This is a genomic window from Acinetobacter portensis (genome assembly GCF_009372215.1).
In the GTDB taxonomy this organism is placed as follows: domain Bacteria; phylum Pseudomonadota; class Gammaproteobacteria; order Pseudomonadales; family Moraxellaceae; genus Acinetobacter; species Acinetobacter portensis.
The window spans coordinates 1-12,852 of record NZ_LWRV01000030.1 but is presented as its reverse complement, the minus strand read 5'-3'; the positions used below and the strand labels follow the sequence as shown (position 1 = coordinate 12,852).

Genomic DNA, 12,852 nt, shown 5'->3' with positions numbered 1-12,852 from the left:
TTGATTAAGAGCTGAGTCTGGATTGTATTGAATGAATATTAAGGAAAAAGATGATTCGATTATTCTCGAACAAGCATTAGATTGGCTCTTGTTGATGGATGAAAATGGTTTAAGTGAAACGCAAAAAATAGAATTTGAACAATGGAAAAATTTAAGTATTCAACATCAAAAAAATTGGCAAAAAATAGAAAATGTTCAAAATAAATTAAAACAAAATACAGAACAAATCCCTAAAAGTATTGCAAGAGATCTATTAACTCATCAAAAAATAACTCAAATTTTACCGCTTAATTTAATGCTTATTATGATATGTAGTGTTGTTATAGCATCTATTTACTTTGCTCATGAACAAGCGTGGACATCTGATTATAGTACTACTTATGGCGAGCAAAAAGAGATTTTATTAAATGATGGAACGAAAATTCATTTAAATAGTAAAACAGCTATTGATGTTCAATACGGCGAAAAACAACGGAATATTATTTTAAAATTTGGTGAGATTTATGTGGAAACAGGCAAAGATGAGAAACATCGTCCATTTACTGTTTTGAATAAAGATGGTGCGATGTTAGCGCTTGGAACAGCATTTGATGTACGTCAAGAAAATGAGTTTACAACGCTTTCTGTGACTCAACATAGCGTAGAAGCGACAACACAAAGTACCAATCAAAAAATTAAGTTAGAGACTGGTTATTCCATGGATTTTAATAAAACACAGTTTTACCCAAAACAAAAAATAAATATAGAAAACATGTTGTGGCGTCATAGTTTGATGATGGTTGATCGAATGAATTTAGCCGAATTTAGTAAAGTTATTGAAAAAAATTATGGTCTAAAAGTAGAAGCGGATACGACATTAAGTCATCAAGCAGAACTCAAAATTTCAGGTACATATCCAATGAATGATTTAGAGCGATTAATTACGTTGTTAGAAGATACTTATGGGTTAGAGATTAAGAAAAATATTTTTGGAAATAAGCTTTTGATTAAAAAGACGATTTAACATTCAGGTTAAAATAAACGGAAAATAAATGATACTTTTTTTGTTTTCACGGATTAAGCCTTATAAGAGCAATAGATTTTTATATCAATTCTGCTATTGCGTTAATAACGAATAAGGTTCTAGAAAATGAAACAGTTCTTTGCACGTCCTTTGGCACTTGCAATACATCAGGCAATATTTTTAGGTGTTATAGCAACATCTAGTATTGCCATAACACAAACAGTCAATGCGAAAGAAACACTTACATATAACTATAATATTCCTGCAATGTCCTTAGATCGGGCAATTTCATTGTTTAGTGCACAATCTAGAATTGTATTTGCATTTGATCCTATACAAATTCAACATTTACAGAGCAAAGGCTTAAAAGGAAGTTTTAGTATAGATGCTGGGTTTAAAGCCTTACTTTCTCCGCATGGTTTATATATCCAAAAAACAACTCAAGGTTATGTCATCGCTAAAATAGCTCGCCCGCAAACAGATTTAAGCACAGGAAAAAAGGATATAAGTAACGTTGTATTACCGTCCATTCATACCAAGGCAAATTCTTCGACTCAGTCTGGAACACAAATATCTAGAGCAGAAATAGACCGTTACGGAAATATTTCCGCAGGTGATTTATTTAAAGGTGTTGCAGGTGTTCAAGTTGGGGATAGTCGTAATGGTGGTGGTGTAGATATTAATATTCGTGGTATTCAGGGACAAAGTCGAATTGCCGTAACGGTCGATGGATCTCAACAAGCCTTAGATACCTATAGAGGATATGGAGGAACGCAACAACGAAGCTATTTTGATCCAGATTTAATCAGCCAAGTTGATATTACCAAAGGTCCAAGTGGTGCTGCATCTCCTACAGGTGGTATTGGTGGAACAGTCGCAATGTCTACCTTAAAGGCAAAAGATATCTTATTAGCAGATCAAAAGTCTGGTGTTCGTATTACAGGAGAATTTTTAGATAATAGTGTCAATCCTGCATATAAAAATACAAACAAAGCAGATGGTGTTGAACTTACGGAAATACCGCATAGTGGACGAGGTAATTTTTTAAATAATAGTGCCAAAGCAGGTACAGCGGCATTTGCATGGACAAGCGATACACTCGATATTGTTGCGGCATATGCAAAACGTAAACAAGGTAACTATTTTACAGGTAAACATGGGCTTGAACGTTACCGTATTTTTGATGGAAGCTCTGAACAAAATTCAACTGCACAATCATATGCTGCTGGAGAAGAAGTTTTAAATACTTCGGCTGAAACTGAATCTTGGCTTTTAAAAGGTACATTAAGACCTAAAGAAGGACATGAACTAGAGTTAAGCTACCGACGTTTTGATGGAAAATATGGTGAAATTATGCCATCTGATATTTTCCGTAGTGGTACAGCAGGTATTTATCAGTATCCATTAGGTGAAATTAAAATGGATACGCTTAGTGCACGCTATGTTTTAGAGCCAGAAAATAACGATCTTATTCATCTAAAAGCAAATGCATGGTGGAATCAAACCAAAAGCGATCAATTAAACGGCTCATTCTTTTCTCCAAGTTCTCAGGAATATATGAGTGATCGTTCATGGGTGCGAATGGACAATGAAAGAATAGGAGGAGATATTTCTAACCGTTTTGATTTTCCATCTAAATTAGGTTTATTTAGCTTGAGTGTTGGCAGCTCATTCCAACATGAAAATATAAGCCCACAAAAGAATGTGCTGATTTCAGAGTCAGATATCCAAATGAATAAAGTGATGCGAGATGGATCTCGAACAGCATTTAACATGAATGCTCAACTCAATTATAGCCCTGTAGATAAACTGAATATTTGGGCAGGTACAAAATTCTCGAAATTTAGTTCACAAGATAAAAATAAAGAATACAAAGCCATTCGTAAAAATATGAAAGCAAAGCAAGTGAGAGCTTATAAAAAAGAAGGTGAGTGGGGCGATTCTATGTATTGGTTCCCAGATGAAAATGGAAACTATACCGATGCAACAGATCCACGTTTAAATAATGCTATTGTTTTTAGTAATACAAATAATCCGTATGATGGCACACCATATAATGAATATGGCGCTGTTGGTTCTGTTGTATATGATGAGCAAACGACAAATATGGTCGTTGGTTTTAGTCATAAAGAAGCGCTGTCATCTAAAGATCATGGCTTTGCACCTGCGTTTGGTATTAATTATGAAATCTTGCCTCAAACCAATCTTTATGCGAGCTATACTGAAGGTCTGCGTATGCCTTCACTTTTTGAAACGACCTTTGGTACGCAACAAGTTTCACCTATTATTGGACTAAAACCAGAACGTTCACGGGTATGGGAAATTGGTGCAAATACAAGTATTGATAATGTCATTACACAAGATGATTCTGCATCTTTTAAAATTGCATATTTTGATACGAAAATTAAAAGCTATATTACGCGTTATTATGACTCACAAACATTTGGTGCAATGTATATGACCAATGCAGGCAGTTATTCAGCCAATGGGCTTGAGTTTCAGTCTAGCTACAATAGCAATCGATTCTTTACAGACTTATCTGCAACCTATTATTTGAAAACTGAAACCTGTGATGCAAAATTTGCACAACATTTGCGTTTAACCGCATCGGAATATCAAAAAACATATAACACGCCAAATTGCACAGCTGGAAGTTATATGGGTTCTTATAGCAACACGCAAAACCCACCAAAATTTTCAGCAAATCTCACTTTAGGACAACACTTTTTAGATCAAAGATTAACAGTGGGTGGGCGAGTGAGCTATATGTCTGGGCCTACAGAAGTCATTAATCAACCGTGGCAAACAGGTGCAACAACACCGCAAATTGAATATCAATCTGTAACGCTTTTAGATGCATTTATTAGCTATAAGCTCAACAAAAACATGACTTTAAATACATCTTTACAGAACATTACCAACCGTTATTACTTAGATGCTTTAGCGCAAAGCTTTATGCCAAGTCCAGGACGTACATTTAAAGCAGGTTTTACCGTGAAATTTTAAAGATTAGCGTTTTATTGTACGAAAAATAGAAATATACACTTAAAAATTGGATGGATTACAGATGAATCATCAACAGAACACAGCAACAGATTGCTCAATTTCAGCACGATTAAAAGCGGAAACATCGCATGAACATGATCGAATGGAAGTTTTAATGGCTCAAGCAAAAGTCTTTGATAGTAAAGAGAATTATATAAAATTTACCTTATCACAATATTATTTCCAAAAAGATATCGAGCATCTATATACATATCCTGAAGTTTCAAAGCTTATTCCTGACTTAGAAATTCGTGGCCGTTCTGAAGCTGCACTAAAAGATTTAAAGGATTTAGATGCGATTCCAAAAGGTAAAAGTGATTTAACTTCCATAAAATCAGTAGATTATTTACAGGCATTGGGTTGGATCTATGTTTCTGAAGGTTCTACATTGGGTGCTGCATTTTTGTTCAAAGAGGCACAAAGTAAACTAGGTTTATCTGAAACATTCGGTGCTAGTAATTTAGCTGCATATCCTGAAGGTCGTATGCGTGTATGGAAAAGATTTAAACAAGCATTAGATCAGGCAGATTTTACTCAAGATCAGCAGAATAAAATTGTTGATGGAGCATTACAAGGATTTGCACATTTTGGTCGTGCATTAGAAAACATTCAGAAACTTAGATAGAACGATACAAGTTATAAGAAACTAAAGAATATTTCATTCGAAGTGTTCTTTAGTTTTTTAATTCTAAATAACTTATATTGGTTTGAAAACAAAACAACAACTTATGCGAACTGTGAGCACGGACATCTTATTTGCTTTAAACAGATATATTTGTGCAAGCAACAGAAAATAATGAACAATCGATAGTATTCAGTATGTAGAATTCTAAGTTTGATTCATTTCGTATAATGTATATTATGTTAAATAAAATATACTGGAAAATAGCTTCATATACCTACTGCTACAATACATTGCAGATTTAAATCATGAATTCCATACATACATTAAAAAGCTTTCTAGTTATTAATTATTTTAAATACTTTATGCATCTTCCAAAGCTCTCATTTTCCAACTAGCTCAGGTTATAATAATGGTCTCCCACAATATGGTTGTCTACTATGAACACCTCCAATGACCCTTTACACGGCAAAAAACTTGCTGACATTTTAGAAGAATTATTAGATTACTACGGTGGCTTTGAAGGTTTAAGTCATAAAATTGAAATTAGATGTTTTTGCATAGATCCAAGTGTTAAATCATCATTGCGATTCTTACGTACCACACCATGGGCACGTGAAAAAGTAGAAAGCTTATATTTGTATGTCTTACGCCAAAAAGCCAAACAGAATTAGCCTGCACACTACACATCATCAGATATTTCTCCTTCAATATTGTTTCTTTCATTATTTATCTTTTTAGACGTTCTAACGCCTAGATGTAGATTAATCACGCTGTATTTATACAAACCTGCGTGTATGATGAAACACATATTATGAATCTTCCATTTTTGCATGAACAATCCATTTTTAGATAATCCTCAAATTAAAGTCGTGAATGACTTCCCTGAATTGGTTAATACAACATTTCAAGGATTAAATAATGCGATTTGCTGGCAAAGGAATTTGTTTGGAGATTTCGAAGAGATTGTTTGCAAACTTTCATTAGAAGAAAATATCACAGAGATTTCAATTGAAGATCTATTGGCGTTAAATCTGTCTGAAAATGGAAATTTAGCTCGAAAAATAATTTTAAGCGATATTCAGCTTTTAACCGATTTTGGAGCCTCTCCTTCTTTGAATTTGCTTAAATGTTACGAACGTGATGATGAACTCGATTTTATTTCAACAGATGTGTACTCATATCATGTTGATCGTTCGCCTATAGCAACAGATACTTTTTTATGTACATATTATGGTGCTGCAAGCGATATTATTGCGAATGATCAAGTTGAACAAAAAATATTAATTCCTGAAATTAGAAAAAAACTGAAAGACTTATATGATGGACAAAATGATCAAGATGCTGAATTTGATCAATTTTTAGAAGAGTATTTTTTTGATTTACACTATCAACCCAAACCAAATGCCAAACCTACAAATTTAGCGACAGGACATTTATGGCGTTTAGCGGTTGATCATCCTACACAACAAGTTTTACCTTGTGTTCATCGAGCGCCTATTGAAAATGATGGTGAGTATAGGTTGTTATTAATCTGTTAAATTTTTATTATTTTTATATTTAAATCAATTAATTATCTATTTTTTGAGTGATTAAAACCCATATTTTTATATGGGTTTTATGTTTTATTTAAGCATTTTCTAATTGACCAACTTGATGATAAGCGCGGTTAAAATAAACCAAAGCTTGCTCCTGCTGGCTTTGTTGTATGGCAACCACACGACACATAAAAATACTATGAGTTCCTATCTGTTGAATTTGATCAATTTCACAATCAAAACTTGCTAAAGCATTTTTTAAAACAGGCGAACCAGTTTCTAGTGTTGTCCATGAACCAAGTTTAAACCGCTGATCTGAAGTGAATTTACTCGATGCAAATGCATTAGAAATCTGCTCATGTTGTGCGCCCAAAACATTCACAGTCAGAATTTCATTTTCAATAAAATGCATGTGAGAACGTGATGATTGATTCATGCAGACCAATAATGTCGGTGGTGTATCGGTAACACTACATACTGCAGAAGCTGTAAATCCATGCATACCAGATGTACCTGCTGTAGTTACAACATTTACGGCACTTGTTAATAAAGACATTGCATTTTTAAAGTCTGTTGCTTGAATCATCACTTTGTTCCTAGGTTCTACATCTGAACCCTCGTTTTTTGGTTTCGCAACGCACCCAATTTGCTCATATGGGTGCATGTGCTGAAGGTGTTTTTTATATCTCATGTGCTATTGATAGCTAAAAATTTATTACTGAGCACCAAGTTCTTGACGAATAATTTCTGCGCCTGCACTTAAAGCATTGAGCTTGCCACGTGCAACTTGACGAGATAATGGCGCCATACCACAGTTTGTTGAAGGATAAAGTTTATCTGCATCTACAAATTGAAGTGCTTTACGTAAGGTATTTGCGACTTCTTCAGGTGTTTCAATAGTATTAGAAGCAACATCAATTGCGCCAACCATCACTTTTTTACCACGAATTAGCTCAATTAAATCCATTGGTACATGTGAGTTTTGGCATTCTAAAGATACGATATCAATTTTAGATTGTTGTAGTTTAGGAAATGCCTCTTCATATTGACGCCATTCAGAGCCTAAAGTCTTTTTCCAATCTGTATTTGCTTTAATACCGTAGCCATAGCAAATATGTACAGCAGTTTCACATTTCAGGCCTTCAAGTGCACGTTCTAATGTTGCAACACCCCAATCATTCACTTCATCGAAGAACACATTAAATGCAGGTTCATCGAACTGAATAATATCTACACCCGCAGCTTCTAATTCACGTGCTTCTTGATTAAGGATTTTTGCAAATTCCCAAGCCAATTTTTCACGACTTTTGTAGTGACCATCATATAGCGTATCAATCATAGTCATTGGGCCAGGCAACGCCCATTTAATTGGTTGATTGGTTTGGCTGCGTAAAAACTTAGCATCTTCAACAAATACAGGCTTTTGACGGCTTACCGCACCAACGACCGATGGCACACTTGCATCATAACGATTACGAATTCGAACCGTTTCACGCTTTTCAAAATCTACGCCATCTAAGTGTTCAATAAAGGTTGTCACAAAATGCTGACGAGTTTGTTCGCCATCACTCACAATATCAATGCCAGCATGTACTTGTTCTTGTAATGACAAACGCAATGCATCTTGCTTTGCTTCTAACAATTCATCGCCTTGTAATTTCCAAGGTGACCAAAGCTTTTCAGGTTCGGCAAGCCAAGATGGTTTTGGTAAGCTGCCTGCTGTTGATGTTGGTAATAAAATTGCCATGTCTAATCTTCTTTCTCTAAATTCGTAAATAACGGTGATGTATTAAGCAGCGTGATCTTGCTGAGCTGTTTTCACTTTAAAGTTTGCAGCCCATTTATTCAGGATGTCGTTATAAGGCTTGATGAAATTTTCCTCAGTCCACTTCCCTTGTTTAACTGCAAGTTGACCACGCTCTTCACGGTCATAGACAATTCGAGTCAATGAATAATCTTGATAGCTCAAACTTGGCTGATACACAACGCCTGCAACTGAATTGCTGTTATAAATTTCAGGACGATAAATTTTTTGAAAGCTTTCCATGGTACTGATCGCGCTGATTAATTCGAAATCGGTATAATCACGGAGTAAATCGCCTGCAAAGTAGAATGCTAAAGGTGCATTACCATTTTCAGGTTTGAAATAACGAACGCTTAAACCCATTTTTGCGAAATAGTCGTCTGTACGTGAATGTTCATCATTTTTATACTCCACACCTAATACAGGATGAAGATTTGCCGTACGGAAATAAGTTTTAGATGTTGAAACACTCAAACAAATCACAGGTTGTTTGCTAAATTCGGCTTTAAACACATCTGAATTTACTAAATGTTGATAAAGTTTCCCGTGTAAATCACCAAAGTTTTCAGGTTTTTCGCCTGTTTTGAAGCCATTTTCCAATAAAACGACGCTAAAATCGTAATCACGTACATAAGATGAAAAGCTATTACCAATCATGCCTTCAATACGTTCATTGGTTTTGTGATCTGTAATGGTACTTTTCAGCATTTCAATGAACGGAAACGTTTGACCATTACCTTCGATATCAATTTCAGCAGAAATGATGTCAATTTCAAGTGAATAACGATCGGCTTTAGGATTATCAACACTTGCCAAAGTATTGAAACGATTATTGATCATCGCTAATGTTCTACGAAGATTTTCTTGGCGACTTTCACCACGAGCCAAATTGGCAAAGTTAGTTGTTAAACGTGTATTATTTGCTGGCTCATAGTTTTCATCAAAGCGAATACGCTTAATTGAACACTCAAATTTCTTACTCATGAAGATTCACCCTAAATTTTTATAAAAAGCTAAATTTCTGTATGAGCTTATTTAAGCTTGAATCAAAAGATGAGTAAAACGATATAAATTCAATAAAAGATGAGTAATATTCATGTTTGTGGTTTTTAGATTTGATTAATCATCAATTTATAAAGCATAAAACTGAGTATTTGTATTTAGGTCCTATTTTATATGTATGGGTTTGGGGAGTTTTAATGATCAAACAATCATAAAATACTAGAATTGATTGATCATATTTGTATGTATTTTAAACCGAACGTGTAATGCCACCATCAACACGGATATTCTGTCCCGTAATATATCCTGCACCTTTAGATGCTAAAAAACTTACGGTTGCTGCAATTTCTTCACTGGTACCATATCTCTGTAATGGTACAGATATACGGCGATCTTCGGATTCAGGAAGACTATCAATCCAACCAGGTAAAATGTTATTCATTCGAATATTTTTTGCCGCATATTGATCTGCATATATTTTGGTAAATGAAGCTAAACCTGCGCGAAATACAGCAGATGTTGGGAACATATCACTTGGTTCAAAAGTCCAAGCACTTGAAATATTAATAATCACACCTGAATTTTGTTTTTCCATTATTGGAGTGACAATTCGAGTTGCTCGAATAATATTCATGAAGTAAGTATCTAATCCTAAATGCCACTGATCATCTGTAATCTCTAGAATTGGCGCACGTGGTCCGTGCCCTGCACTATTGACTAAAACATCAATACGTCCCCATTTTTGATATGCCAATTCAACAAGCTTTTTGATATCTTCTGTAGACTGATTTGAGCCTGTAATTCCAATACCATTTAACTCTTTTGCAAGTTTCTCTCCCTTTCCAGAAGATGAAAGAATACCTACATGAAAGCCATCTTGATGTAATTGACGCGCAGCAGCTGCACCCATGCCACTACCACCTGCTATAACTAACGCTACTTTTTCTACAGTCATGTGTGCTATCCTAAAATTCAATTAATGTTATATATTGCTCTATTTAAAACAGCATAGCATGTTAGTTTTTATTCTTTACCCAAGATTCTCTTTGTTTTAACTGTAGAAAAACTACTGTATATATTTATGAAAATACTAAAAAAACTCCCTTCATTAAATGCTTTAAAAGCATTTGAGTCAGCAAGTCGACATTTAAGTTTTAAATTGGCAGCGAATGAACTCAATGTGACACAAAGTGCTGTTGCACAACAAATTCGCAGTTTAGAAGAAGAGTTAGGTGTAAAACTATTCGAAAGGCATTCAAAAGGTGTTTCATTAACAGCGAATGGGCGAAATTATGCTTATAGTATCCATCAAGCTTTTGCTTTAATTCATGAAGCAACTCAATCTTTTGTCCATGAAAAGCAACATATCACCATTAGTGCGACACCTACTTTTGCTTCTAAATGGTTAATCCCAAGGCTTGCCGACTTCACGGCGATGCACCCTGATATTGAATTACAAATTTTGGCAACTGAAAAAATATCTCATTTTCAAAATGACGGTGTAGATTTAGCAATACGCTATGGTAGCCCTCCATTGGGAGGAGGTTTGAATACAGCATTACTTTTGCAAGATTCTTTTGTTATTGTTGCAAGTCCGCAATTAGTAAAGTTAGAAAATCAATACTTAAGTTTAGATAATTTATTCAACTATACCTTCTTACACGATGCACATAATTTATGGTCTATTTTTTTAGAAAAATCTAACGTGGAATTACCATTAAACACACTTAAGAATATTCGCTTTAATCAAACAACTCTTGCGATTGATGCCGCAATTTCCGCACAAGGAATTGCGTTGGTAAATCCAATTTTTATTCGTGAGGAATTACAAACTAAAAAGCTGATTCAAGTTGTTGAGCATACTTTAAAGATGGAAACGGGCTTTTATTTAGTTTCACCTCGTCATTCATCAAATACTGAAAACCTTATGAAAGTTTATAATTGGTTGGTTTCTCAATTTGTAGACAATCATAATGATTAAGATAAATATTATGCTGTACGATTTAACACTCTAAATTTTTTAACTGCTTACAAATTAGAGCCAACCAAAGAATATTGGGAAGCTCTAATAATCTAATCCTAAGATGTTAGTTAGTAGTTAATGGTATAACTTAGCGCAAATGTTCGACCTTCCGATGGAATACGCAATAAACCATTATCATTGGTCATTGCTGCCTGTTGTGCAAAAACAGATAGATACTGTTTATCCCAAACATTGTAAATACCAAAATCTACACGACCTTTTGCAATCGGAAAATGTGCGAGGATATCCATAGTGGTATACCCCCTAATTCTAGCTGCACTATTACTATCATTTTTTGCTAAACCTAATTCATCTAATTTTAAGTCATCGTTATACGCTTTGTCAGTGCCTTTAATTGCCTGCATTTGTGCACGAATACCAGAACCTTCTTTATTGTCCCATTCAGCAAAAATCGTTCCCTTTACAGGCGATACGACAAAAGAATTAAGTTCATGCCATTGTTTGGCTGCATCTTTGTATTGACCACGTGTATAACCTAAAGTTCCGCCTACTTTAAAGTTCTCAAGAAATGGATATGATGCTGTTGCTTCTAGCCCATAAATCCGTTGGTCGGTATCTACAACATTCACAGAGCGGTTAGAATTAAATTGAACGACTTTATCTGAGGTATTATAAAAACCTGTAAGCCCTAAATTAAGCCCTTTATTCTGGTCTAAACGCCAACCTAGTTCATAACTATTTACTGTAATGGGTTCTATACCCGATGTTGTTAGAGTATAAGCTGCGACATCACGTAATACACGTTGCACATCTGGATAGCTAAAGCCTTGTGAAAAATTGGCATATATTTGTTGTTCATCATTAATTTTATAAACAGACCCAATATTAAATAGGAATTTTCCTGAATCGGTTGAATCTGCAGGCATCCAAGTTGCAGGGTCACGTGCAGTTAAATAGCCTTTTGTATCTGCTTGCACATATTGATAACGTACACCTGCTTGAATATTGAGTTGATCATTTAAAGCAAAGTCACCTTGCACAAAAGTCCCAATATTTTGAATTTGTGTGTCTGGTCCCTGTCCTTGTTTTTGCCCTGTAGGGATATATTCTAAACCTTGATTATTAGCGATATATAAGTCAGCCCATTGATGATCTTTTTCCCAATCATAATCTAGACCGTAATTTAATGTTAAATCTCGATCTGCAATTTTAAAGTCAGATTGAATCGTACTGCGTATACCTGCAAAATCGACATTAGATTGACTTTGTTTGACTGTTTTACCATCTGCTAAATAACCATAAGGCACAAATCGAGATTTTTCATTTCGATAATATGCTTCTATATTCAGGTTTTGACCCAAGAAATCTTGGTTTTGATATTGTGAGTTAATCGCATAGCGCTTGGTAAAGGGTTGATTGGGTAAATTCCACCCTTTAATTGCTTGATGTGATGGTGGAGTTTTATCTGCAATATAACGATAATCTGGCCCGTAATCTGTATCTTGTTTATCTTGATAGTACTGAGCACCAACACTTAAAGTTTGTGTATCAGTTAAATTGAAATTCAAACGTCCATTTATATCAATTGTATCTGTATCCATAGTGCTGCCTTGCCAAGGACTTAATGAAATTCGATTAGCTTGAGCATCGAACTGAGAACCTCGACGGGTATAATCAATTCCGAAGAAGCCATCGACCTGATCTTGACTAAAGGACATGGTTTGACCCACGTTATACGCTAAACTATCGCCACGAAAATTATCAGCAGATGTAATTCCTAGTTTTGTTTCAAAACTAAGTGGTTTTTCTTTATTGGCACGTTTTGTAATAATATTAAGGCTCTAGACTAGCAGA

The 12,852-nt window shown here is 34.8% G+C and carries 10 protein-coding genes and 1 pseudogene; 6 read left to right on the top strand and 5 right to left on the bottom strand.

Going from position 1 to position 12,852, the window contains the following annotated elements; translation table 11 throughout:
* Positions 1-31: 31 nt before the first annotated feature.
* The 5 genes from A6M14_RS01155 to A6M14_RS01135 all read left to right on the top strand — a co-directional run bounded on the left by A6M14_RS01155 (position 32) and on the right by A6M14_RS01135 (position 6,211).
* Positions 32-1,003, top strand: coding sequence for a FecR family protein (locus A6M14_RS01155; RefSeq protein WP_152872945.1), 972 nt, complete (start codon positions 32-34; stop codon positions 1,001-1,003).
* 126 nt (positions 1,004-1,129) lie between these two features.
* Complete coding sequence (locus A6M14_RS01150) at positions 1,130-4,009, top strand: TonB-dependent receptor (protein ID WP_152872943.1); 2,880 nt, start codon at positions 1,130-1,132, stop codon at positions 4,007-4,009.
* 61 nt (positions 4,010-4,070) lie between these two features.
* Entirely contained in the window at positions 4,071-4,673 is a 603-nt protein-coding gene (locus A6M14_RS01145) for a biliverdin-producing heme oxygenase (RefSeq protein WP_152872941.1), read from the top strand.
* Between the two features lie 437 nt (positions 4,674-5,110).
* Positions 5,111-5,344, top strand: a complete 234-nt coding sequence (locus A6M14_RS01140) for a VF530 family protein (RefSeq protein ID WP_152872939.1) — start codon at positions 5,111-5,113, stop codon at positions 5,342-5,344.
* A gap of 159 nt (positions 5,345-5,503) precedes the next feature.
* A complete protein-coding gene (locus tag A6M14_RS01135) occupies positions 5,504-6,211 on the top strand; it encodes a DUF1826 domain-containing protein (protein WP_152872937.1) in 708 nt (235 codons plus the stop codon).
* A gap of 88 nt (positions 6,212-6,299) precedes the next feature.
* Here the strand turns inward: A6M14_RS01135 and A6M14_RS01130 are convergent, their stop codons facing one another.
* The 4 genes from A6M14_RS01130 to A6M14_RS01115 all read right to left on the bottom strand — a co-directional run bounded on the left by A6M14_RS01130 (position 6,300) and on the right by A6M14_RS01115 (position 9,969).
* Positions 6,300-6,794: a flavin reductase gene (locus A6M14_RS01130; RefSeq protein WP_152872935.1), complete on the bottom strand. Its 495-nt coding sequence runs from the start codon at positions 6,792-6,794 to the stop codon at positions 6,300-6,302.
* A 129-nt stretch (positions 6,795-6,923) separates the two neighbouring features.
* The gene (locus tag A6M14_RS01125) at positions 6,924-7,955 is read right to left on the bottom strand and encodes a methionine synthase (protein WP_152872933.1); all 1,032 of its coding nucleotides are present in this window, start codon (positions 7,953-7,955) and stop codon (positions 6,924-6,926) included.
* A gap of 42 nt (positions 7,956-7,997) precedes the next feature.
* Positions 7,998-8,996 (bottom strand): putative oxygenase MesX, encoded by a 999-nt coding sequence (locus A6M14_RS01120; RefSeq protein WP_152872931.1) that lies wholly within the window; start codon positions 8,994-8,996, stop codon positions 7,998-8,000.
* Positions 8,997-9,264: 268 nt separating this feature from the next.
* Positions 9,265-9,969: an SDR family oxidoreductase gene (locus A6M14_RS01115; RefSeq protein ID WP_152872929.1), complete on the bottom strand. Its 705-nt coding sequence runs from the start codon at positions 9,967-9,969 to the stop codon at positions 9,265-9,267.
* Between the two features lie 126 nt (positions 9,970-10,095).
* Between A6M14_RS01115 and A6M14_RS01110 the strand changes: the two genes are divergently transcribed.
* Positions 10,096-10,995, top strand: a complete 900-nt coding sequence (locus A6M14_RS01110) for a LysR substrate-binding domain-containing protein (RefSeq protein ID WP_152872928.1) — start codon at positions 10,096-10,098, stop codon at positions 10,993-10,995.
* Positions 10,996-11,105: 110 nt separating this feature from the next.
* Here the strand turns inward: A6M14_RS01110 and A6M14_RS01105 are convergent.
* Positions 11,106-12,836 (bottom strand): annotated as a pseudogene (locus tag A6M14_RS01105) (TonB-dependent receptor domain-containing protein); the annotation flags it as partial.
* Between the last annotated feature and the right edge of the window lie 16 nt (positions 12,837-12,852).

What these genes read in the sequence shown, in the direction of transcription:
- A6M14_RS01135 (WP_152872937.1), top strand. Translation starts at nt 5,504, where the DNA reads ATGAACAATCCATTTTTAGATAATCCTCAAATTAAAGTCGTGAATGAC.
- A6M14_RS01155 (WP_152872945.1), top strand. Translation starts at nt 32, where the DNA reads ATGAATATTAAGGAAAAAGATGATTCGATTATTCTCGAACAAGCATTA.
- A6M14_RS01130 (WP_152872935.1), bottom strand. Translation starts at nt 6,794, where the DNA reads ATGATTCAAGCAACAGACTTTAAAAATGCAATGTCTTTATTAACAAGT.
- A6M14_RS01145 (WP_152872941.1), top strand. Translation starts at nt 4,071, where the DNA reads ATGAATCATCAACAGAACACAGCAACAGATTGCTCAATTTCAGCACGA.
- A6M14_RS01125 (WP_152872933.1), bottom strand. Translation starts at nt 7,955, where the DNA reads ATGGCAATTTTATTACCAACATCAACAGCAGGCAGCTTACCAAAACCA.
- A6M14_RS01120 (WP_152872931.1), bottom strand. Translation starts at nt 8,996, where the DNA reads ATGAGTAAGAAATTTGAGTGTTCAATTAAGCGTATTCGCTTTGATGAA.
- A6M14_RS01115 (WP_152872929.1), bottom strand. Translation starts at nt 9,969, where the DNA reads ATGACTGTAGAAAAAGTAGCGTTAGTTATAGCAGGTGGTAGTGGCATG.
- A6M14_RS01110 (WP_152872928.1), top strand. Translation starts at nt 10,096, where the DNA reads ATGAAAATACTAAAAAAACTCCCTTCATTAAATGCTTTAAAAGCATTT.
- A6M14_RS01150 (WP_152872943.1), top strand. Translation starts at nt 1,130, where the DNA reads ATGAAACAGTTCTTTGCACGTCCTTTGGCACTTGCAATACATCAGGCA.
- A6M14_RS01140 (WP_152872939.1), top strand. Translation starts at nt 5,111, where the DNA reads ATGAACACCTCCAATGACCCTTTACACGGCAAAAAACTTGCTGACATT.